This is a genomic window from Campylobacter sp. IFREMER_LSEM_CL2127 (assembly GCF_025771745.1).
Classification (GTDB): Bacteria; Campylobacterota; Campylobacteria; order Campylobacterales; family Campylobacteraceae; genus Campylobacter_D.
The window spans coordinates 38,339-58,433 of sequence record NZ_JAKMQV010000002.1 but is presented as its reverse complement, the minus strand read 5'-3'; the positions used below and the strand labels follow the sequence as shown (position 1 = coordinate 58,433).

Annotated in this window: 28 protein-coding genes; 1 reads left to right on the top strand and 27 read right to left on the bottom strand. The window is 30.1% G+C overall.

Annotation, left to right across the window (positions count from 1 at the left end; all coding sequences use genetic code 11):
- The first annotated feature begins 57 nt into the window (after positions 1 to 57).
- Positions 58 to 378, top strand: a complete 321-nt coding sequence (locus L8V77_RS02005; protein ID WP_070256278.1) for a hypothetical protein — start codon at positions 58 to 60, stop codon at positions 376 to 378.
- Here L8V77_RS02005 and recO read toward each other — a convergent pair.
- The 27 genes from recO to rplU all read right to left on the bottom strand — a co-directional run bounded on the left by recO (position 362) and on the right by rplU (position 20,069).
- Positions 362 to 976 (bottom strand): recombination protein RecO, encoded by a 615-nt coding sequence (gene recO, locus L8V77_RS02000; protein WP_263678402.1) that lies wholly within the window; start codon positions 974 to 976, stop codon positions 362 to 364. The two genes, L8V77_RS02005 and recO, sit on opposite strands and share 17 nt — an antisense overlap.
- Before the next feature lies 1 nt (position 977).
- Positions 978 to 1,490 (bottom strand): cysteine hydrolase family protein, encoded by a 513-nt coding sequence (locus tag L8V77_RS01995; protein WP_263678400.1) that lies wholly within the window; start codon positions 1,488 to 1,490, stop codon positions 978 to 980.
- Positions 1,483 to 2,244 (bottom strand): ATP-binding protein, encoded by a 762-nt coding sequence (locus L8V77_RS01990; protein ID WP_263706456.1) that lies wholly within the window; start codon positions 2,242 to 2,244, stop codon positions 1,483 to 1,485. Before L8V77_RS01990 ends, L8V77_RS01995 begins: the two co-directional genes overlap by 8 nt.
- Positions 2,241 to 2,927 (bottom strand): 5'-methylthioadenosine/adenosylhomocysteine nucleosidase, encoded by a 687-nt coding sequence (locus tag L8V77_RS01985; RefSeq protein WP_263706454.1) that lies wholly within the window; start codon positions 2,925 to 2,927, stop codon positions 2,241 to 2,243. The genes L8V77_RS01990 and L8V77_RS01985 overlap by 4 nt, the downstream gene beginning before the upstream one ends.
- On the bottom strand, positions 2,924 to 3,844 hold the full coding sequence (gene fabD / locus L8V77_RS01980; RefSeq protein WP_263706452.1) for an ACP S-malonyltransferase: 921 nt from the start codon (positions 3,842 to 3,844) through the stop codon (positions 2,924 to 2,926). The genes L8V77_RS01985 and fabD overlap by 4 nt, the downstream gene beginning before the upstream one ends.
- Positions 3,844 to 4,428 carry an FKBP-type peptidyl-prolyl cis-trans isomerase gene (locus L8V77_RS01975; protein ID WP_263706450.1) on the bottom strand — a complete coding sequence of 195 codons (585 nt, stop codon included), beginning with the start codon at positions 4,426 to 4,428 and terminating at the stop codon, positions 3,844 to 3,846. The genes fabD and L8V77_RS01975 overlap by 1 nt, the downstream gene beginning before the upstream one ends.
- Positions 4,429 to 4,441: 13 nt before the next feature.
- Positions 4,442 to 5,431, bottom strand: a complete 990-nt coding sequence (locus L8V77_RS01970) for a tetratricopeptide repeat protein (RefSeq protein ID WP_263706448.1) — start codon at positions 5,429 to 5,431, stop codon at positions 4,442 to 4,444.
- Between the two features lie 11 nt (positions 5,432 to 5,442).
- Positions 5,443 to 5,928 carry a peptidoglycan-associated lipoprotein Pal gene (gene pal / locus L8V77_RS01965; protein WP_263678394.1) on the bottom strand — a complete coding sequence of 162 codons (486 nt, stop codon included), beginning with the start codon at positions 5,926 to 5,928 and terminating at the stop codon, positions 5,443 to 5,445.
- A gap of 68 nt (positions 5,929 to 5,996) precedes the next feature.
- Positions 5,997 to 7,196 (bottom strand): Tol-Pal system protein TolB, encoded by a 1,200-nt coding sequence (tolB, locus tag L8V77_RS01960; protein WP_173787091.1) that lies wholly within the window; start codon positions 7,194 to 7,196, stop codon positions 5,997 to 5,999.
- The gene (locus tag L8V77_RS01955; protein ID WP_039667927.1) at positions 7,193 to 7,972 is read right to left on the bottom strand and encodes a Tol-Pal system subunit TolA; all 780 of its coding nucleotides are present in this window, start codon (positions 7,970 to 7,972) and stop codon (positions 7,193 to 7,195) included. Before L8V77_RS01955 ends, tolB begins: the two co-directional genes overlap by 4 nt.
- A 3-nt stretch (positions 7,973 to 7,975) precedes the next feature.
- Positions 7,976 to 8,362, bottom strand: a complete 387-nt coding sequence (locus L8V77_RS01950; RefSeq protein WP_012660945.1) for an ExbD/TolR family protein — start codon at positions 8,360 to 8,362, stop codon at positions 7,976 to 7,978.
- Between the two features lie 3 nt (positions 8,363 to 8,365).
- Positions 8,366 to 8,926, bottom strand: a complete 561-nt coding sequence (locus tag L8V77_RS01945; RefSeq protein WP_173787088.1) for a MotA/TolQ/ExbB proton channel family protein — start codon at positions 8,924 to 8,926, stop codon at positions 8,366 to 8,368.
- The gene (gene atpC / locus L8V77_RS01940) at positions 8,926 to 9,318 is read right to left on the bottom strand and encodes an ATP synthase F1 subunit epsilon (protein WP_012660943.1); all 393 of its coding nucleotides are present in this window, start codon (positions 9,316 to 9,318) and stop codon (positions 8,926 to 8,928) included. The genes L8V77_RS01945 and atpC overlap by 1 nt, the downstream gene beginning before the upstream one ends.
- Positions 9,319 to 9,321: 3 nt before the next feature.
- Entirely contained in the window at positions 9,322 to 10,776 is a 1,455-nt protein-coding gene (gene atpD, locus L8V77_RS01935) for a F0F1 ATP synthase subunit beta (protein WP_039667925.1), read from the bottom strand.
- A 14-nt stretch (positions 10,777 to 10,790) separates the two neighbouring features.
- Positions 10,791 to 11,675 carry an ATP synthase F1 subunit gamma gene (gene atpG, locus L8V77_RS01930; protein ID WP_263663543.1) on the bottom strand — a complete coding sequence of 295 codons (885 nt, stop codon included), beginning with the start codon at positions 11,673 to 11,675 and terminating at the stop codon, positions 10,791 to 10,793.
- 9 nt (positions 11,676 to 11,684) lie between these two features.
- Complete coding sequence (atpA, locus tag L8V77_RS01925) at positions 11,685 to 13,190, bottom strand: F0F1 ATP synthase subunit alpha (RefSeq protein ID WP_012660940.1); 1,506 nt, start codon at positions 13,188 to 13,190, stop codon at positions 11,685 to 11,687.
- Between the two features lie 9 nt (positions 13,191 to 13,199).
- Positions 13,200 to 13,721, bottom strand: coding sequence for a F0F1 ATP synthase subunit delta (locus L8V77_RS01920; protein ID WP_263663541.1), 522 nt, complete (start codon positions 13,719 to 13,721; stop codon positions 13,200 to 13,202).
- Positions 13,721 to 14,233: a F0F1 ATP synthase subunit B gene (locus L8V77_RS01915; protein ID WP_263663540.1), complete on the bottom strand. Its 513-nt coding sequence runs from the start codon at positions 14,231 to 14,233 to the stop codon at positions 13,721 to 13,723. Before L8V77_RS01915 ends, L8V77_RS01920 begins: the two co-directional genes overlap by 1 nt.
- 9 nt (positions 14,234 to 14,242) lie before the next feature.
- A complete protein-coding gene (locus L8V77_RS01910; RefSeq protein WP_039627807.1) occupies positions 14,243 to 14,668 on the bottom strand; it encodes a FoF1 ATP synthase subunit B' in 426 nt (141 codons plus the stop codon).
- Positions 14,669 to 14,731: 63 nt separating this feature from the next.
- Positions 14,732 to 15,583, bottom strand: coding sequence for a ParB/RepB/Spo0J family partition protein (locus tag L8V77_RS01905; protein ID WP_263682549.1), 852 nt, complete (start codon positions 15,581 to 15,583; stop codon positions 14,732 to 14,734).
- 3 nt (positions 15,584 to 15,586) lie between these two features.
- Complete coding sequence (locus L8V77_RS01900; RefSeq protein ID WP_012660935.1) at positions 15,587 to 16,369, bottom strand: ParA family protein; 783 nt, start codon at positions 16,367 to 16,369, stop codon at positions 15,587 to 15,589.
- Positions 16,366 to 17,001: a biotin--[acetyl-CoA-carboxylase] ligase gene (locus L8V77_RS01895; RefSeq protein ID WP_263706438.1), complete on the bottom strand. Its 636-nt coding sequence runs from the start codon at positions 16,999 to 17,001 to the stop codon at positions 16,366 to 16,368. The genes L8V77_RS01900 and L8V77_RS01895 overlap by 4 nt, the downstream gene beginning before the upstream one ends.
- On the bottom strand, positions 16,982 to 17,893 hold the full coding sequence (gene fmt, locus L8V77_RS01890) for a methionyl-tRNA formyltransferase (protein WP_263706437.1): 912 nt from the start codon (positions 17,891 to 17,893) through the stop codon (positions 16,982 to 16,984). The genes L8V77_RS01895 and fmt overlap by 20 nt, the downstream gene beginning before the upstream one ends.
- The gene (locus L8V77_RS01885; protein ID WP_257941899.1) at positions 17,890 to 18,357 is read right to left on the bottom strand and encodes a DUF6194 family protein; all 468 of its coding nucleotides are present in this window, start codon (positions 18,355 to 18,357) and stop codon (positions 17,890 to 17,892) included. Before L8V77_RS01885 ends, fmt begins: the two co-directional genes overlap by 4 nt.
- Positions 18,357 to 19,400, bottom strand: coding sequence for a GTPase ObgE (obgE, locus tag L8V77_RS01880; protein ID WP_263706432.1), 1,044 nt, complete (start codon positions 19,398 to 19,400; stop codon positions 18,357 to 18,359). Before obgE ends, L8V77_RS01885 begins: the two co-directional genes overlap by 1 nt.
- Positions 19,401 to 19,495: 95 nt before the next feature.
- The gene (rpmA, locus tag L8V77_RS01875; RefSeq protein WP_002862355.1) at positions 19,496 to 19,750 is read right to left on the bottom strand and encodes a 50S ribosomal protein L27; all 255 of its coding nucleotides are present in this window, start codon (positions 19,748 to 19,750) and stop codon (positions 19,496 to 19,498) included.
- 10 nt (positions 19,751 to 19,760) lie between these two features.
- Positions 19,761 to 20,069, bottom strand: coding sequence for a 50S ribosomal protein L21 (gene rplU / locus L8V77_RS01870; RefSeq protein ID WP_039617324.1), 309 nt, complete (start codon positions 20,067 to 20,069; stop codon positions 19,761 to 19,763).
- Positions 20,070 to 20,095: the final 26 nt, after the last annotated feature.

Here is a 20,095-nt window from a genome sequence, read left to right as displayed (position 1 = left end):
TGCTTGTAAACTATCAAGCAATATGAATGAAGAGATACCATAAAACAAGGAAGGTTCATGGCAGCTCATATCAATTCAAAAGGGATTTACAAAGCATTAGGTGGCATTAGAACAAGTGCGAATAATTTAGCAGCACATGCTTCAAAGCTTAACAATCAAAGTTTAAATTTCGAGCAAGTTTTACAACAAACCCAACCAAAATGTATAAAAACTTGTTTACAAAATTCTCAAAAAGAACTTGAAAATTTGCTTGAAAATATTAAAAATAGCCAAGATACTATCACAAAAAATATACACAAAGATAGTGCAAATATCATTGCAAGATTAAGACAAGAAGTCATTATGATGTATGATATTACCCTTAAAAACCCTCTTTGATAATTTTATATAAATTATCAATATATTCATCGCTAAAATGCGATGAATTAAAACTCCTATATAATTTTACAAGATCTTTAGCATTAAACTCATAACCAAAAGCACATTTTTTATGAGCGGGCAAAAAAGCTCTTACTAGTACAACATTTTTTTGAATATACTCATCGCAATAAAAACATACAAAACTTTTATGCAAACGCCCTTCAAAATCTAAAATTTTTAAATAAGCATCCACTATAACACGTTTGCAATCTTGCTTTTCAAAACGTTTAGCACAGTCTTCTAAAAGTTCAAAATAAAAACTATCAATTTCTTCAACATCTTTTAAATGCCAATAAAAAAGTCTAATAAATTCCTGCCAAAAAAACATTCTCTCTCTATCTAAAATCCAAGAAAAACCAATATGTAAAACATCTTTTAAACGTGGTAAAAATCTCGAACTTTCTTCAAGCTCAAAATCAATCTTATACCCACTTAGTATATTAGAATGACGCATGCCATAAAATCTATAACTTTTAATAACTTTTTTAGTACTTAAAAGATAAACGATTAAATCCTCATCTTTTACACTCTGAGTGTGTAAAATATACCCTTGCATTTTATAAAAGTTCTATGCCATAAGCTTGCAAAATTTCATATGCACTATTTTCCAAAGACTTACTAAAACTCGCTGTTGCGTTTTTATGTAATATAATTTTTGAGTTGATGCTAGCGCTTTGAGCTAAAATAATATTACTAAATACACAAATATGTGAAACAAGACCACAAAATTCTATACTTTCATAATAATTTTGTTTTAAAAAATTGGCTAATTCTAAGCTACCAAAAGCATTCTTATAAAATATTTTTTTTGCATTTTTTAAATACACATCAAAATCACCTGGCATTTGCCAACCTAAAGTATCTCTAATGCAATGATAAGTAGGTAAATTTTTTCCTTCTTGAGTTTTTAAATAATTTTCATCATGCGTATCAAAAGTAAAAACAATATCACCTTGATGATTTTTTAAAAGAGCAAGAATATTATCTTTTATCTTGGTAGCTTCTTCAAAGCCCAAGCTACCATCGATAAAATCATTTTGATAATCAACAACAACTAAAAGATTAGCCATTATCCTTGACCATAAAAAAGCTATCCGTGTGGATATTTTCAAATGCAGTTTTTAAACTTGTAAATAATTTTGGATTTTCTTTTTCTAAATTTGCTAAAAGCTGCTTAGCTTCTTCTCTTGCATGAGGAAATTTTACATTTTTTTCACTTAATTTCATGCCAGGACAAAATTCATTACCAATTACTTCTAATTCATTATTAATAGCATTTTCTCTTAATTGTCTTTCTCTTACAAAAATCAAAGGACGAATAACCTCTACATCTCTTTTGCTTTTATACTTGGGAGCTAGACTCCTAAGAGAGCCATTATAAATAAAATTCATAAAAAAACTCTCTACCGCATCATCTAAATGGTGAGCTATAGCTAATTTATTAAAACCATTTTCCAAAGCATAAGTATATAAAGCACCACGCCTCATTCTTGAAAAATAGCTACAAAAACTTGAATTTTTTCTAATCGTATCGCCTGAAATTTCATAAATATTAGAATCAATCACTTCATGGTCAATACCATGTTCTTTGCAGTGATTATGAAGTTTAGTATAATCTTCACCCATGCCATAACTTAAAGTTACTGCTTTAAGTTCAAATTTAAAAGGCGCATGTGCTTGCATACGCTTTAAAAGATGTGCTAAAGCTAGAGAGTCTTTCCCACCACTAAGTCCTAATAAAACTTTATCATTGTCTCCTATTAAAGAAAATTTAGCATTAGCTTTAGCTACTTCTCTGATTAGTTTTTTACTAAGATTTATCATAATTTCTCACAAATTTTTAAAACAAAATTAGCTGAAATTTTAGCTGATTTTTCTACAAACTCATCAAAGTCAAATTCAGCTTTCTCACCTGCTTTATCACTCATAGATCTTAAAATCAAACATGGAATTTTTAAAGCATCACACACCAAAGCTACACTAGCTCCTTCCATTTCACAAGCATCTGCATTAAAAATTTCTCTAATTTTTGCTTTTTTATTCTCATCACAAATAAACTCATCACCCGTAGCGATAACACCTGATTGTAATTTAACACCTAGTTCTTTAGCAACTTCTATGGCGAGATTATTTAGCTTATCATCTGTTTTTATAAAAATTTCATTACCAGGAACATAGCCAAGCGGATGCCCAAAAGCTGTGATATCTAAATCATATTGAGCTAATTTTGCAGCATAGATTAAATCCCCTATTTCTAAACTAGGATTAAAAGCACCAGCCACACCTGTAAAGAGTAAAAGCTCGGCTTTAAATTTTTCTATCATAATAGTCGCACTAAGGGTAGAATTGACTTTCCCTATCTTAGAATAAGCAATAATTAATTCATGATTTTTATATTTTGCAAGATAATAAGTATTATTTGCATATTCTATTGTTTGATACTCTTTTAATGTTTCTAGTAAAGGAGTAACCTCTTCAGGCATAGCTCCTAAAATAGCTATTTTCATTTAATTACCTTTAAAATTTCATCAATATCTTCTATTTTACTTAAAGTATAAGTTTCTTTTTGAGTGATTTTTTTATTTAATCCCTTTAACACACTTGCACCAAATTCTATATAAAAATCTACTTCTTCATCTATTACTTTAATACTTTGTTTATAAAGAACAGGTTTGATGAGTTGCTCGCTTAAAAGCATTAGAGCTTGATTTTTATCATTATACACTTTTGCGTTAACATTTGACACTACGCTTTTAAAGCTCTCTTTTAAAATAGGTTCTAATTCTTTTGTAAGTTTCAAAGACGCATTTTTTAATAATGGACAATGACTTGCAACGCTCATGTTCAAAAGCATAGCTCTTTTAGCTCCTGCATTTTTAAACTCACTCTCATAAGAAGCTAAATCAGGCTTTAAACCTGCTACTACAATTTGTCCATCACAATTATAATTAGCCGCAAAAATGTTTTTTTTCTCACTCAATGCTTTTTGACAAAGTTCTTCTACCACTTTATCTTCAAGCCCTAAAATCACCATCATACCAGCTTCTATTTTAGAGCAATCTTCTTGCATAAACTTACCGCGTTTATTAACAAGTGCTATAACATCTAAAAAGCTAAATGCATCTTGGGTTGCTAAAGCACTGAATTCTCCTAGCGAATGACCTAGGCTGTACTTAGCTTCTATATCAACTTGCTCTTTTAAAGCTTCATAAGCCATTAGTGAGTTTAATACTATGGCCATTTGCGTAAATTCGCTTTTATTTAAATTTTCATTTTCCTTAAAAAGCAAATTTTTAAAATCAATTTTACAAAAATCACTAGCATTATCTAATAATTCTTTTGCTTTTTTAGAATTATCATAAAAACTCAAACCCATGCCAACACTTTGAGAGCCTTGACCTGGGAAAATAAATGCGCTATTCATTAATGACCACCGCAGCAACCGCCACCACCATGTCCGTGGCCTCCACAACATCCGCCACCACCATGTCCGTGATGATGATCATGGTGATGTCCTCCACCACCACATCCACAACTTCTACTACCTGCAATAATTCCTGTTAAAATTTCATCTTCACTTGCAGCTCTAACATCTACGATATTGATTGAAAACAACAAGTCTTTTCCTGCATAAGCATGATTGTAATCAATAGTAACTTCATTTTCGGTAATTTCTCTAACAATTACTCTTACCGTATTACCATCTTCACCTTCGCCAAAAAGCTCCATACCAACTTGCAAATCAATCCCTGCAAACTGCTCTTTTGGCAAAGTTTGTAATGCATTGGCATCATATTCGCCCAAAGCATTTTCTTTTTTTATCACAATATCAGCATTACAAGGAGCATTAAGCTTTTGAATTTCTTCTTCTAATCCTTCTAAAATTTGACCCTTACCTAAAATAAAAGAAATAGGTTCAGCATAAATATTTGATTCTAAAACTTCATTAGTATTTGCATCTTTTAATTCATAAAACATTGAAACTACATTATTTTTTTCTATAGCCATTTTATCTCCTTTGTTATTTTCTATCTGGCGAAACTTTTGCTTCAGGACTATCAGGATAAGCCGTCTTTAAAGCTTTATAAAATTTATTTGCACTTTTTGGATCCCCAACCTTATCTAAGCTAATAGCTGTATGATAAAGCAATTTTGGTACATAATCGCCTTTAGTGCTTATAGCAGAACTTTTCTTATAAAATCCCAAAGCACCTGCGTAATCTTGCTGTTTATATCTTATCTCTCCAAGCCAAAAAGTAGATCTAGCAGGTTTATAGTGAATACTTATTAGATGTTCAAATTTTTCTTTTGCATCTTCAAATTGATTTTTATTAGTTTCTTCTATCGCTTTTTTCAAAATTTCACTAGATTGCAATTTTTTCCAACTATCATCTTTTACTTCAATCACTTCATCTTGAGTTTCATTTACATCTTGAATAATTTCTTCGGTTTTATTATCATCACTTACAACAGGAACAACCGAAGTAATTTTTGTTTGATTTTGCACTCTAGCTATTTCAGACTGAAAGAAGGTTATGGTTTTATTCATATCTTCTTTTGAAATATAATCATCGTTGATTTTATTAATCAAAGTTGTAATTTCACTTAAAACTTTTTGAATTTCTTGATGATTTTTTTCTTGAATTTGCCTATTTTCCTCCACATAAGCTCTTAAATTTTGAATTTCTTGAGTTATGTTTGCGTCAAAATTTTGATAAGTTTCTTCTAATGAAAGCAATTTTGTGTTAGCTTTTGAATATTGAGCATTCAAACCCTCTGTTACACTTTGCAATCCTTCTATATTCTCTACTGCTGTATTTATTTTACTTGTTAAATTTGTATAATATTCATTCAGTGCTCTTAGGCGTTCTTGATTTTCATATTGTAATTTTTCATTTTGAGTTAAACCATAAGGTGTTTTTGTATCTACTTTTCCTGCATCAAAAGCTGAAATTTCAGCGTGTAAAAAAGTAGCTCCTAAAAGAGCTACTGATAATAATTTTAATTTCATTTATTTAAAACTTATTTTGATAATTTAAATTCTGCACGGCGATTTTGAGCATCGCAAGTTTTTGTTCTTTCAGTACATACAGGATTAGTTTCTCCGTAGCTTTTAACGCTAATTCTATCTGCGCTAACACCTTGAGCTACTAAAGATTCTTTTACTGCTTTAGCTCTTTTTAAACCTAAAGCTTGATTATACTCATCAGTCCCCCACTCATCACAGTTTCCTTCAACTACTATTGCAGCATTAGCAGCTTCTTTATTAAAGATTTCAGCATTATTTGCAATAACCTTTTGCATATCTGATCTAACATTAAATTTATCAAAATCAAAATATACATTTGCTACAGAATTTAAAGATTCAAGATTTTCAAATCTATCAGATCCACCGCTACCTTTTGAGCCATCTACACTACTTGAACTACTAACGCTAGTGTTTTTAGTAGCACAACCACTTACAATAACAGCAAATGCAGTAATTGAAGCAAAAATGATTTTTTTCATTGATTTCCCCTTTTGTTTATTTAAAAATCATAATTTAATTATAACAAAAAAAATATGATTTTAGTATTTTACCAATCAATTGATTGAATTTTACCCACTTTTAAGCCATAATGAAAAGCTTTATTTGCATTAATTCGAATAACACCTAAAGCACTTTGAGAGCCTAAGTACTTAATAAACACAACACTTTCTCCATCACTTGAAAATCTTGGAAAAAGATTTTTACCATTTGCAGTGAGTTGTCTTATGTAATCGCTTTGGGTTGACATTAAATAAAGATTAAAAACTCCGCTTTGATTTACTTCTCTACTAGAATAAACCATGTAGTGTTTATAAGTAGAAACCGAAGAATTATTTTTACCATGAAAAACAACTTGTTCTGTTAAATTTGAATCTAAATTTTGCATAAAAATATTTGGATAGCCTAAGCGATCAGACACAAATACAATTTTTTTATCACCATCAACAAAATTGCCATTTACATCAATACCCATATAGTTTGTAATTTGTGTCAGATTTTTTGAATCTACATCATACAAGTATACATCAGGTTGATCTTTTGGAGCCATGGTAAGTAAAATTTTTTTACCATCATCACTCACATCAGAAGCAACCATCATACCTTTGCTAGCAATAATTTTTGTTATATTTTTATTTTTCATATTATATTTATAAAGAGTTGGAATCTCATCTTCATAGGCAGTAAAATAAAATGCATTTTGTTCTTTATTTGCCCATTTAGGAAACAAATTTAAACCTTTTGAAATCAATACTTTTTGGTAAGTTAAAGTATAATCTGCTAATAAAATATCACTTTGCTTACTACCTTGTGTTCTAGCTATTAAAATTTTATGATCCATCCAATCAACCGGAGCAAAACCTAACTTTTTATTCATTTGGGCAACACTTCTATGTGCTAAAAATGGATACTCTTCGATGGAAAGAATTTGTTCGTAAAATCTTGTTTTAGTTTCATTTGCAGCTAAAATTTCAACATCAATATCTAAAAGTTTACCGTTTTTATTTAATATATAAGAAAAAATATAATCACCTTGTTTTTCATCTTGAGTTATCTCAAAATTTGAACTTACTTTTATATCATTAACAAGCATGTTATAAAAACTTTTTTTAAGATCTAAATCATTCAATTTAGACTGATCTTTAATATAAATTTTTGGCAATTGCATACCTTTATTAACAACAGATATTGTTGCATCTTGTCCAAATAATACTGAACAAAAAAATAAAAATACTAGTATTTTTTTCATTGTTTCTCCGTTTTAAACTCAATTATATCACTAAGTTGCATTTTAATTTTTCTTATTTTACCATTTGGAGGTAAAGTTATGTATTTTCCTTCTAAATTTTGTAAAAATTCTTTTGCTTTTTTGTCAAAATTATCACTATGTGCACTAGTAGTGTTTAACAGGTAAAAATAACCATTATTATCAATTACAAATTCTACTTCTATACTTAAGTTACCACTAGGATTGTAAATTCTCCATCTATCTTCAAGATATTTTCTAACAGCACCTAAGAATTGATCATAAACCCCTACTTTTTGCTCCATGACAGATTGACCTAATTCTTGATTTATTTTTAAATTTTCATTGAGTTGCTTAGAAAAATCATTGATTTTTTCTCTTTGGGCAAAAGTAGGTTTTTTTGAAGGCATAGAAGATTGCACTTTAGTCGTTTTTTCTTCTTGATAGTCTTCTATTTTACCAAACAACTCATTAAAAACACTTGCTTGTTGTTCTATATTTTGGGTGTTAACGCTTTTATTGGTAGTGTATTTTTGTAGAAGATTTTCTTCAAATAAACTTTGTAGATTTTCTTTTTGTAATTCTTGTATCATATTTACTTGATTTTGATTTATGCTATCTCCAAGTTCTATATTGATAAAACTATTAGGATCATCAGTATATTCAATGGCTTTTGGTTTATACTCAACCAACTTAAAAAATACCAAAAAAACAACAAAAAAATAAACTAAAGTTGCATAAATAAAAGCTTTAAGATTATGTGTAGAATTTTCTTCCATTTTTTACTCAGTTTGCAAAGCAACTTTTTGGAAACCTAAATGTTTCATTGTTCTTAAAACACTCATTACATCATCATATTTTAGATTCTTATCCGCTCTGATAAAAACTGTCTCTTGAGTATTATACTGAACTTTTAAAGCATTCATATTATCCGCAAAACTTATAAAATCAAATTTATCTTTTCCTATAAAAATTTCTTTTTTTGCATTAATTGTTATAATCAAACTTTTAATATTTGGCGCACTTGAAGTTTTTTGCGAACCTTGAGGAAGTTGAACTTTTTCTTCATATGTGATACTTGGTGCTGTTACCATTAAAATAGCAAGCAACACAAGCATAATATCTACCAAAGGTGTAATATTGAGTTCAGGTTTTTCTTCTAAAAACATTAACTATACCTTTGTAGAGCTTACCAATACTTTGATCTCGCTATCTAAGATATTAATCAATTCATAGGCTTTACGTTTAATAATCAAATGAAAACTGTATGCAGGAATCGCTACTAAAATTCCACAACCTGTAGCCACTAAAGCTTCACTGATTTTAGGAGCTATAATGCTTAAAGAATTTTGCATCTCTAAGCCACCAAAAGTTTCAAGTATAGAAATAACCGTACCAAAAAGACCTATAAAAGGAGAGGTTGAAGCGATAATGCTAAGCCAAGTTAACCCTACCGTAGCTTTTTTTTCTACAGAATTTTTATAAATATTCATCTTTGTTTCATCAACTTCAACACATTTTTTTAAAATTGATGCACTTTGACTTAAATCTTTTTCGCCTCTCATTAAAGCTTCTAAAGCCTGGCTTTCATTTTGAGTCCATTTATTAATAAGCATCAACCTTGAAAATAATATACTAAAACTAAGTATAAAATACACCGAAAGCCAAGCTAATACTATATAAGTGATTAAGCTTGTATTTTCAAAAAAATGAAAAATTGCTTGAAAATCCACTATTTTTGCCTTACATTATTATCCATTTTAGCAAAAGTAGAAGCAAGTGCAATACTATCACTGCTCATAGATTTAATTAAATCTTTTGCTTCTTCTAATCTTTTTGCTATTTCACTATCACTATTTCCTCCAACCCATACAGCGCCTTTTGCTAAAACACTCACTTTAGTTTCAGAAACTTTTGCATGACCTGAATCAATAGCAACTAATTCATGAGTTGAATCTGATTTTTCTATATCTATAATTCCTGCTTTTAAAGAAGAGATTAAAGATGCATGTCCTTTTAAAACACCAAATTCACCCTCACTTCCAGGAAGAACTACCAATCTTGCATCCCCTTGATAAATCATACCAAGGGGTGTAATGATTTCTAAAGATATTAAATCTTGCATAAATTAACCTTTTTTAGCCTTATCCACTTTACAATTATCTAAACAAACGTCTTTTCTGCTAACTTCTTTAAGTGTTTCAGCTTTTGCTATAGCTTCATCTATATTACCAACCATATAAAAAGCATTTTCTGGTAAATCATCATATTTACCTTCTAAAATACCTTTAAATCCTGCAATTGTATCTTCTAAGCTGATATATTTTCCAGGGCTACCTGTGAAAACTTCAGCAACGAAGAATGGTTGAGATAGGAATTTTTCAATTTTTCTTGCTCTTTCAACAATCAATTTATCTTCTTCGCTTAACTCATCCATACCCAAAATAGCAATAATATCTTGCAAATCTTTATATTTTTGTAATACTGATTGTACTCCACGTGCTACTTTATAGTGCTCTTCACCAATAATTTGTGGATCAAGCATTCTTGAAGTAGAATCAAGTGGATCAACAGCTGGATAAATACCTTTTTCAGCAATTGATCTATTTAAAACTGTTGTTGCATCCAAGTGTGCAAAAACTGTTGCTGGCGCAGGGTCTGTTAAGTCATCTGCTGGTACATAAACTGCTTGAACTGAAGTAATAGATCCTTTTTTGGTTGAAGTAATTCTTTCTTGGAACTTACCCATTTCGCTAGCTAGGGTTGGTTGATAACCAACAGCTGAAGGAATTCTTCCTAAAAGCGCTGACATTTCTGAACCTGATTGAGAAAATCTAAAAATATTATCAATAAACATTAAAACATCAAGTCCCATTTCATCTCTAAAATACTCAGCCATAGTAAGACCTGTTAACGCAATACGATTTCTTGCTCCTGGTGGTTCATTCATTTGACCATAGCACAATGCAACTTTATCCAATACGTTACTTTCTTTCATTTCATTATAAAGGTCATTACCCTCACGAGTTCTTTCGCCAACACCTGCAAAAACCGAATATCCGCTGTGTTTAAATGCAACGTTGTGAATTAATTCCATAATAATAACGGTTTTACCAACACCTGCACCACCAAAAAGACCAACTTTACCACCCTTAGCATAAGGAGCTAGCAAATCAACAACCTTTATACCTGTTTCAAAGATTTCACTTTTTGTACTTTGCTCTTCAAATGGAGGCGGATCTCTATGAATTGACCAGTGTTTATCAAAATTGATTTCTTCACCCTCATCAATCAAATCACCCGTTACATTAAAAATTCTTCCAAGAACTTTTTCGCCTACTGGAACGCTAATTGGATTTCCAGTTGCAACAGCTGTTAAACCTCTAACAAGACCATCCGTCATATCCATAGCGATGGTTCTTACTTTATTATCGCCTAAATGCGCAGCTACTTCAAGAACTAGCTTGCATTCTTTTCCTTCTAATTCATAATTAACAATAATAGCTTCATTAATTTGTGGAAGATAGTCTTTAAATTCAACATCAACCACTGGTCCTAAAACTTGAGAAATAAAACCTTGCATCATCACTCCTAAATTTATTTCATTGACTCAACACCGCTGATGATTTCTATCAACTCGGTGGTAATAGATTCTTGTCTTGCTTTATTATAAGCTAAATTAAGCTGCTTAACTCTAGCTTTTGCATTATTGGTTGCATTATCCATGGCTTGCATTCTAGCACTATGTTCAGCTGCCAAAGAATCAACTAAAGAAAAATACATGTTATATTCAAAATAAGTTTTTAACAAATCGTTTAAAATTTCTTCATCTTCTGGTTCTAAGTCCATTAAAGATTCAGACTTTTGTTCTTCTTTACCAACAATAGCTTCTACTGGCAACAACTCATTAATACGAATTTCTTGAGAAATCATATTTTTATAACCATTGTGAATGATTACAATTTTATCTGTCACGCCATTTACAAAATCATCAACAGCTTTTTGGATAATAGCACAAGCCTTATCATAATCTGGACTTGAACTTGTATCTAAATATTTTTCCAAAATTTCTATATTTTGAAAATTAAAATATTCTATACCTGTTTTACCAATAGCTCTTAATCTTACCTTGATTTTTTTTGTTTTGCAATCTTCAAGCATTTCATTTACGGCTTTAATGGTTTTAATATTAAATCCACCACACAAACCCTTATCGGCTGTGACAAAAATAATATCCATTTTTTCTATATTATCTTTTTTTCTAAAAAATGGAAGTTTGTCATCAAGCCCATCGTATTGATTGATCTTGAACGCAATTTCTGATAAAACTTCATCGATTTTTTGAGCAAAAACCTTTGATTTTTTAGCTGCCTCTTCTGCTTTTCTTAGTTTAGCAGTAGAGACAAGCTTCATCGCATTGGTTGTCTTTTGTGTATTGTGAACACTTTTTATTTTTCTTTTAATTTCTTTTAAATTAGACATTTAAAAACCTTATATATGGTTTGCTTTAAACTCACTCAATGCTTTAGCTAGTTTTTCTTCTAAATCTTTATCTAAAGCTTTTTTAGTTCTAATTTGCTCAAAAATTTCTGGATACTTAGCCTCAATAAATGGATATAAAGCTGCTTCAAATTCTCCAATTTTCGAAACCGCAACATCATCTAAATAACCTTTAGTGCCTGCAAAAATAATCACAACTTGATTTTCTGGTGAAAGTGGAGAATATGGAGGTTGCTTTAAAACTTCAACCATTCTTTGTCCACGCTCAAGTTGTTTTCTACTAGCTTCATCCAAATCACTTGCAAATTGTGCAAAAGCTTGCAATTCTCTATACTGAGCTAAATCAAGTCTTAATGTACCTGAAACTTGTTTTGTTGCTTTAATTTGCGCGGCACCACCAACACGAGATACAGATAAACCAACATTAATCGCAGGACGAATACCTGAGTTAAATAAATCTGTTTCTAAGAAAATTTGACCATCTGTAATTGAAATAACATTGGTTGGAATATAAGCTGAAACATCCCCTGCTTGAGTTTCAATAATAGGAAGTGCAGTCAAGCTTCCCGCGCCAAGCTCATCACTTAACTTACTTGCTCTTTCAAGCAATCTTGAATGTAGATAGAACACATCACCAGGATAAGCCTCACGACCTGGAGGACGACGTAAAATCAAAGACATTTCACGGTATGCAACAGCATGTTTACTTAAATCATCATAAACGATCAATGCATGTCTTGAATTATCTCTAAAATATTCACCCATAGTTACCCCAGCATATGGCGCAAGATACTGTAACGCAGCAGGATCTGATGCACCCGCATTTACCACTATAGTATAATCCATTGCACCATATTCTTCAAGCTTTTTAACTACTTGAGCTACAGTACTTTGTTTTTGACCAATTGCAACATAAATACAAATAACATCTTTACCTTTTTGACTAATAATTGTATCAATTGCTACAGTTGTTTTACCTGTTTGTCTATCACCGATGATTAATTCTCTTTGTCCTCTACCAATTGGAACTAAAGCATCAATAGCTTTAATACCCGTATGTAATGGCTCATGAACGCTTTTTCTAGCCATAATACCTTTTGCTTTTTCTTCTACAAAACGATATTCGCTCGCTTCAATTACGCCTTTAGCATCAATTGGCTCTCCTAAAGCATTTACAACACGTCCTATTAACGCATCTCCAACTGGAACTTTTAAAAGTTTTTTTAATCTTTTTACAGAACTTCCTTCTTTAAGTCCAAGTCCTTTACCTAAGATAACAATACCAACACTTGATTCTTCAAGGTTAAGAACCATTCCTTTTTCGCCATTTTCAAATTCAACCATCTCTCCAGCCATAGCATTTTTAAGGCCATATACCTTAGCAACACCATCGGCAACTGAAATAATTTTACCGGTTTCTTCTATTTCAAGATTAAAGTCAAATTTTTCAATTCTTTCTTTTATAATAGAACTAATTTCATCTGCTTTAAATTTCATCAAATCTCCTTAAATTGCTTTTAATATATAATCATTCATCTTAGCTTTTAAGCTTTGCATTGAAAATGAAATTTCATATCCAAGTCCATCTAAGCTAATTTTCACACTGTCATTATCACTTATTTTACTATCTAATCTAATTTTTGCATTAAATTTAAGACTAAGTTTTTCCTCTAAATTTTTAATTTCTTCTTCGCTTAATTTTTCTTTTGAGTAAACCTGTCCTAAAAATGTATTTTCTTTTGATGCTTTTTGTTCACTTAATTCTTTAGTGATTTCTGGAATTAGCATTTCTCTTTTATTATCCACAATCAAATTTATAAAATTTTTAAAAGCATCACTTGGATTATTCAATAATGAAAGTATTAACTCTAATTTTTTGTCTTGCTTTATTTCGTATGAATTTAAAATATCTATAAATTTATTAGATGCAAAAGCTGAGCTTAACTCTAACAAATTAGAATAAAAATTTTCAAAATCATTTCTTTCTAATATTGCCTTTGCATATGTTTTAGCAATTACTTTTTCCATCAAGACACCTTTTTCATCATGATATTTAAAATTTCTTTTTGTTGTAGCTGTAAATTTTGATCTTCAAAAATTTCTTCTAAAACTGCTTGCACAACTTCTTTTTCCATTTTTCTTATTTCATATTCTTTGTGCTCTTCGTAAGTTTTTTCTAGAGCTTTAATTTCCATTTTTGTTTCATTCTCGATTTTTTCAGTAATAATTTCTGCCTCTTTTTTTGCAAGAGCAACTGCATTAACAGCTTCTTGCTTGGCCAAATCTAATTTTTTCATCATTTCTAATTTATGATTTTTACTTGCAATAAGTTTTTCTTGAATTTCATTCATTCTAGATGCAATCTTTGCAATTCTACCATTGTAGAAATTTTTCAAAGGTGTTGCTATGAAATAATACAAAATAGCAGCAAATAAAACAAAATTAACCGCTCTTGGAATAATATCATACTCACCACTTCCATTACCTGCTGCAAAAGCATAAAAAGGAAGTATTGATAATAATGTAATTTTTTTCAACATTTATCTTCCTTAAATTTTACTCAAGCTATTTTTAAAGCTTTGTTTAAATTCTGGCATTTTTAAACGCATTTCTTCTTTTAATTCTTTTTCTTTTTCTCTTAGACTTTTAAGAAAAACAAGCATTTGATCTTCTAATTCTCTTTTTCTTGTTGATAATTCTTTTTCTTGTTTTATTTTAGCTTCTTCTATTGCTTTTGCTTTGATTTGATTGATTTCATCTCTTGTTTGGATATGAATTTTTTCTAATTCACTTTCTACATTTGAAACATCATCAGAATTTTTTTTCATTTTTTCTTCATCATTTTTTATAGTTAAATCCCTAGAATCCATAAATTTAATCAAAGGTTTATAGAGCATAGAATTTAAAATCGCTATCATAAGCAAAAAAATGACACCGGTGGCTATCATGATGGAAAAATGTACATCATTAAACATTAATACTCCTAAATAAATCTAAATAAAACGCGAAATTATAGCAAAACATACCTAAAAACATATTTAATTTAATATCTTTAGAAATTCCCTAACCTCATCTTCATTTTCAAAATTTATAGTAATTTTTAAATCTTTTGCATTTACTTTTAAGCCTAAAGATTCAATTTTTTCTTTTAAATTTATTATAGATTGATATTGTTTGTTTGAAGTTGCGTTTTTTTCTAATTGGTTTGTGTTTTTAAAATTTTTAATTAACTTTTCGGTATCTCTTACATTAAGTTTTTGCCCTATGATAGTATCAACTATCATTTTTTCTTCTTCTTTTTCAAGTCCCACTAAAACTTTTGCATGACCTTGTGAAATTTTACCTTCTATAATGAAATTTTGCGTTTGCTCATTCAAATTTAAAAGTCTTAAAGTATTAGCAATTTGAGGTCTTGATTTATGAATAAGATCGGCTAATTTTTCTTGAGTGATATCATGAATTTCTAATAACTCTTTATAAGAATGTGCTAATTCTATAGGGTTTAAATTTTCTCTTTGAATATTTTCTATTAAAGCAAGCTCACGTAATTTTATATCATCTACATTTAAAACTACAGCTTTAATTTGTTCTTTTTCTAAAAGCTTACATGCTCTAAATCTTCTCTCACCTGCTATTAAAATATAATCAAATTCATCTTTTTTAAAAACCACAACAGGCTGAATCAAACCATATTCTTTGATAGAACCTGCAAGTTCTTCTAGAGCTTGGGTATCAAAATTTTTTCTTGGCTGATAAGGGTTTGGACTAATTAAATCTATATCAATTTCTTCTATTCTGCCTTCATTAGAGCCTAATTCTTTTTCATAAACCTCATCAATATCAGCCAAAATACTACTTAAACCTCTTCCTAATGCACTTTTTTTTGCCATTTTTTATCCTAATATAGAATGTGCTAAATTTTGATATGCCACTGAACCTGGAGATTTTATATCATAAAGTATAATAGGCTTTCCATAGCTTGGACTTTCAGCAAGTTTTACATTTCTTGGTATGATGATGAAATCATCTTCATTATCACCTGTTCTAAATAGCTTTTGTTTGAAATTTTGCTTTAAATCTTCCACAGTATCTTTTGAAAGATTATTTTGTGAGCTATACATAGTTGGCAAAAAGCCTTTTATTTTTAGTTTTGGATTGATAGTTTTTTTCACAAATTTAATAGTGTTTAAAACCATCGCAACACCCTCAAGCGCATAAAACTCACATTGTATAGGGATAATAACACTATCACTTGCTGCAAAAGCATTTACCGTAATGCTTCCAAGTGCAGGAGGTGAGTCAATGATAATAAAATCATAATCTTTAGCAATTTCTTTGATTTTTTCCCTTAAAATCGTTCTATATTCTCCGCTTTCTTTTACTACTTCTTGCTCAATTCCAACCAAAGAAATATTTGATGGAGCTAAATATAATTGCGGAAGCTCAGTTTTTAAAATGATTTCAGAAAGTTTTTTCCTACCTATAAAAACATGGTAAATATTATATTCATAATTACTTCTATTAAAACCAAGTCCTGTTGTAGCATTAGCTTGTGGATCAATATCTATTAAAAGAACCTTTTTTTCAGCTACTGCTAAAGAAGCCGCTAGATTAATAGCGGTAGTAGTTTTACCTACCCCACCTTTTTGATTTGCAATAGTTATTATCTCACTCATCTTAAACTATATATCCTTTTATTATCTAACAATATAGAACCATCTTTATACAACAAAGCATCTTTTAAAGATAAAATCTTACCTTCATTATGTATAAAAAAATTTCTTGATTTTTCAAATTCTAGCATATACTTGCTAAAAATATTCTTCCATAAAATTTTCTCATCTACATAAGAAAAATACTCATTTAAAAGTTTTGCTATATCCACTTCTATGTCTAAAATTTCAGCATTAAATGGGGCGTATTTAAGATTAATCCCCATTCCTACAACCAAAAAATCATTGATTTTAGAACTCATCAATCCGCCTATTTTTTTATCTTCTATATAAAAATCATTAGGCCATTTAATCCATACTTTTGAATTTTGTCTTTGCAATACTTCTTTCATTAAAAACGCAAAGTATATACTAGCAGAAGCCAAAGGAAGATCTTGTGCTAATTCTTGAGTTTTTATGCAAAAAGATACATGTAAATTTCCTTGCTTGCTTTGCCAAGTATTATCCCTACTACCTATACCAGCACTTTGGATAAAAGCGCAAATGGCTGTATTGTTAGTAATCTCTCCGCTACGAATTTTTTCACTTAAATAAACTTGAGTTGATTCAAGTTCGTCAAAATAAACTATCTCCAAGTTTTAACCTTTTTCCATTTAAATAAGTCTTAGCATCTAAAGCTTTTTTTCCACTTTCTTGTAAAGTTTTAATCCTTAAAATACCTTTTTTACATGAAAGCAAAAAGCTTTCCTTTTCTATTTGTAAAATCACACCTGATTTTTGAGTTTTTTCACCATCAACTAATTCTATATCTAAAAATTTCAAACCATTTTCTAAAAAAATTCCAGGCCAAGGTGCAAAAGCTAGAAATTTTTGATAAATTTCACTTGCATTATTTAAAGCAATCAAGCCATCTTCTTTTTTAATTTTTTTACAATGTGTAACTAAACTTTCATCTTGCTTTTTTGGGACAATTTTTTCAAAATTCAAAAGTGTAGAAATAGTAAGCTTAGCTGCTAAATTTGAAAGCATAATAAAAACTTCAGCTGAATTTTTACCTTCTATATCACATTCTATGTTTTCTAAAATAGCACCACTATCAAGCCCTTCTTCCATAAGCATAGTGCAAACCCCGCTTATTTTATCCCCATTTAAAATAGCACTTTGTATAGGCGAAGCGCCACGATATTTAGGAAGCAAGGAAGCATGTAAATTGATACAAGGAGCAATATCTAAAATTTCTTTTGGTAAAATCTTCCCATAAGCAGCAACAACTATAAAGTCAGGTTTTAAGCTTTTTATTCCATTAATTATATTTTCATCTTTTAAGCTTTTTGGAGTGAAAATTTCTATATTTAAATTATTTTCCAAAACAAACTTTTTAGTATCACTTGGAGTTAAAATTTGCTTTCTTCCCACAGGTTTATCAGGCTGGGTAAATAAAGCTTGGACATTAAACCCTTTATCAACAAGCTCTTTTAAAATACATGTTGCATAAGAGGGAGTTCCCATAAAAATGATATTTTTCATAGCGCCACTATCCTTTTTTGATAAGTTTTTATAGCTTTTTGATATGAAAGCTCAAGATAATCTTTAAAAATTTCAAAATTTTTTCTTGAAGGATTGTTAATACAAATATATCCCATATAAGCATAAATTGGATGAGGCATGATAAGATCAAGCATAGAAAAATCATAATTTAAACTAACAATTTCACCCTTTAAAGCTTTTTTAGGTTTTTGACCAAAAAGATTTTGGTAATCTTGATCACAAAGAGAGCAACTTAGACGAAACACACCTTCTCTATTTAAATTCGAAGCTTTATCATTTATGCCATCATTTTCTTTAATAGTACAAAAATAAACTCCGTTTTTTAAAACCTTATCGGGATTATAAAAAAAGCTATGTTCTTTATAGGTAAATTTATATACCAAACCTTTAAAATTGGACTTGATATATTCTTGGATAAAATCTATAGTTAAATTTTCACTCATCAAAGATTATTTTGATTTCTAATTTTTTTAACTTCTTCTAAAAGCATAAATTTAAGCTCTTTTAAACCTGTTTTTTCAAGGCTTGATACTTTAACAAAAAAGCTTTGTGGATTATTTTGACTTTGCAAATAAGCTTTTAACTCATTATAATCATCTTCCATTTTTTGTGCAAATTCCTCACCTAAATTTACACTATCACTTTTTGAAAGCATTAAGCCAAAATTTCTTGCATAAAGTTTGCTTGAAAATTTTTCTAATTCTTTTCTTAAAATGCAAAATTGTTCTTTTAAACTCATATCTCTTAATGGATCAAGCACAAAAAGTAAAAAAGAAGTTCTTTCTATGTGTCTTAAAAACTCAAGTCCCAAACCCCTACCATCGCTTGCACCTTCTATAATACCTGGAATGTCTGCCATTACAAAAGAATTATAATCATCTACTTCAACCATACCAAGTTTTGGAGTTAAAGTAGTAAATTCATAATTAGCTATTTCAGGTCTTGCATTAGATACTACGCTTATAAGAGTAGATTTTCCTACATTTGGAAAGCCTACAAGTCCAACATCTGCTATGAGTTTTAACTCTAGACGCACGCTTAAGGTTTTTCCTGCCACGCCTAGTTGGGCATAATCTGGGCGTTGATTAGTAGAGTTTTTAAAGTGAGTATTACCAAGACCACCTTTACCACCTTTTAAAAAGAGTTCTTTTTGGCCTTCTACTAGCATATCAAGCAAAACTTCCCCACTTTGTGCATCAATTACCTGAGTGCCTTGAGGAACGATTAATTCTAAGCTCTCCCCTCTTTTACCATTTTTGTTACGGCCCAAACCCGGCTGGCCATTTTGCGCTTTAAGTTCTTTTTTGCCTTTAAAGTGCGCTAGGGTATGGGTATTGTTATCACATATAAAATATACATCACCACCATTTCCGCCATCACCACCATCAGGTCCACCAAGTGGAACATGTTTTTCACGGCGAAAACTCACAGCACCTTTACCACCATTGCCTGAACTTAAAACTAATTTCACATTATCTATAAACATACAATCACCAAAGTATAAATTTTTAAAATGATATTATATTTTTTTTAATATATTAAGATTAAAAAGAAGAAAAAGGCTACAAAGTAGCCTTTAAATTATGCAGGATAAACAGAAACTTTTTTTCTATTTTTATCTTTTCTTTCAAATTTTACAAAACCATCAATTAAAGCAAAAATTGTATGGTCTTTTCCCATGCCTACATTATTACCTGCATGAGTTGCTGTTCCTCTTTGGCGAATGATGATGTTGCCAGCGCGAACAAATTCTCCACCAAATTTTTTAACACCTAGACGACGACCTATAGAATCACGATTATTCTGAGTTGAACCTTGACCTTTCTTGTGTGCCATTCTTTACTCCTTAAGCTTTAATATCTACTACTCTAACGCGAGTAAATTGTCTTCTAAAACCGCGTTTTAATTTTGAGTCTTTTCTACGTCTTTTTTTATAAATCACAACTTTTTTGTCTTTTCCATGAGCAATCACTTCTAAAACAACTTTTGCACCCGCAACAAACGGCGCACCTACCTTTAATTCTTTATCGCATACAGCAAGAACTTCACTTACTTCTACGCTTGATTTTGCTTCAGCTTCAAAACGATCTAGTTTAAGCTCATCACCTTGGCTTACTCTGTATTGTTTTCCACTGTGTTTTATAATAGCATACATACAGCTATCCTTTCTTAAAATATTTT

What these genes read in the sequence shown, in the direction of transcription:
- L8V77_RS01900 (WP_012660935.1), bottom strand. Translation starts at nt 16,369, where the DNA reads ATGAGTGAGATAATAACTATTGCAAATCAAAAAGGTGGGGTAGGTAAA.
- L8V77_RS01970 (WP_263706448.1), bottom strand. Translation starts at nt 5,431, where the DNA reads ATGAAATTAAAATTATTATCAGTAGCTCTTTTAGGAGCTACTTTTTTA.
- L8V77_RS01915 (WP_263663540.1), bottom strand. Translation starts at nt 14,233, where the DNA reads ATGTTGAAAAAAATTACATTATTATCAATACTTCCTTTTTATGCTTTT.
- L8V77_RS01955 (WP_039667927.1), bottom strand. Translation starts at nt 7,972, where the DNA reads ATGGAAGAAAATTCTACACATAATCTTAAAGCTTTTATTTATGCAACT.
- rpmA (WP_002862355.1), bottom strand. Translation starts at nt 19,750, where the DNA reads ATGGCACACAAGAAAGGTCAAGGTTCAACTCAGAATAATCGTGATTCT.
- atpC (WP_012660943.1), bottom strand. Translation starts at nt 9,318, where the DNA reads ATGCAAGATTTAATATCTTTAGAAATCATTACACCCCTTGGTATGATT.
- L8V77_RS01990 (WP_263706456.1), bottom strand. Translation starts at nt 2,244, where the DNA reads ATGATAAATCTTAGTAAAAAACTAATCAGAGAAGTAGCTAAAGCTAAT.
- rplU (WP_039617324.1), bottom strand. Translation starts at nt 20,069, where the DNA reads ATGTATGCTATTATAAAACACAGTGGAAAACAATACAGAGTAAGCCAA.
- L8V77_RS01905 (WP_263682549.1), bottom strand. Translation starts at nt 15,583, where the DNA reads ATGGCAAAAAAAAGTGCATTAGGAAGAGGTTTAAGTAGTATTTTGGCT.
- atpA (WP_012660940.1), bottom strand. Translation starts at nt 13,190, where the DNA reads ATGAAATTTAAAGCAGATGAAATTAGTTCTATTATAAAAGAAAGAATT.
- L8V77_RS01985 (WP_263706454.1), bottom strand. Translation starts at nt 2,927, where the DNA reads ATGAAAATAGCTATTTTAGGAGCTATGCCTGAAGAGGTTACTCCTTTA.
- L8V77_RS02005 (WP_070256278.1), top strand. Translation starts at nt 58, where the DNA reads ATGGCAGCTCATATCAATTCAAAAGGGATTTACAAAGCATTAGGTGGC.
- fabD (WP_263706452.1), bottom strand. Translation starts at nt 3,844, where the DNA reads ATGAATAGCGCATTTATTTTCCCAGGTCAAGGCTCTCAAAGTGTTGGC.
- L8V77_RS01910 (WP_039627807.1), bottom strand. Translation starts at nt 14,668, where the DNA reads ATGTTTAATGATGTACATTTTTCCATCATGATAGCCACCGGTGTCATT.
- obgE (WP_263706432.1), bottom strand. Translation starts at nt 19,400, where the DNA reads ATGTTTATAGATAATGTGAAATTAGTTTTAAGTTCAGGCAATGGTGGT.
- L8V77_RS01950 (WP_012660945.1), bottom strand. Translation starts at nt 8,362, where the DNA reads ATGTTTTTAGAAGAAAAACCTGAACTCAATATTACACCTTTGGTAGAT.
- L8V77_RS01920 (WP_263663541.1), bottom strand. Translation starts at nt 13,721, where the DNA reads ATGGAAAAAGTAATTGCTAAAACATATGCAAAGGCAATATTAGAAAGA.
- L8V77_RS01975 (WP_263706450.1), bottom strand. Translation starts at nt 4,428, where the DNA reads ATGGCTATAGAAAAAAATAATGTAGTTTCAATGTTTTATGAATTAAAA.
- fmt (WP_263706437.1), bottom strand. Translation starts at nt 17,893, where the DNA reads ATGAAAAATATCATTTTTATGGGAACTCCCTCTTATGCAACATGTATT.
- L8V77_RS01995 (WP_263678400.1), bottom strand. Translation starts at nt 1,490, where the DNA reads ATGGCTAATCTTTTAGTTGTTGTTGATTATCAAAATGATTTTATCGAT.
- L8V77_RS01885 (WP_257941899.1), bottom strand. Translation starts at nt 18,357, where the DNA reads ATGAGTGAAAATTTAACTATAGATTTTATCCAAGAATATATCAAGTCC.
- tolB (WP_173787091.1), bottom strand. Translation starts at nt 7,196, where the DNA reads ATGAAAAAAATACTAGTATTTTTATTTTTTTGTTCAGTATTATTTGGA.
- recO (WP_263678402.1), bottom strand. Translation starts at nt 976, where the DNA reads ATGCAAGGGTATATTTTACACACTCAGAGTGTAAAAGATGAGGATTTA.
- atpG (WP_263663543.1), bottom strand. Translation starts at nt 11,675, where the DNA reads ATGTCTAATTTAAAAGAAATTAAAAGAAAAATAAAAAGTGTTCACAAT.
- atpD (WP_039667925.1), bottom strand. Translation starts at nt 10,776, where the DNA reads ATGCAAGGTTTTATTTCTCAAGTTTTAGGACCAGTGGTTGATGTTGAA.
- pal (WP_263678394.1), bottom strand. Translation starts at nt 5,928, where the DNA reads ATGAAAAAAATCATTTTTGCTTCAATTACTGCATTTGCTGTTATTGTA.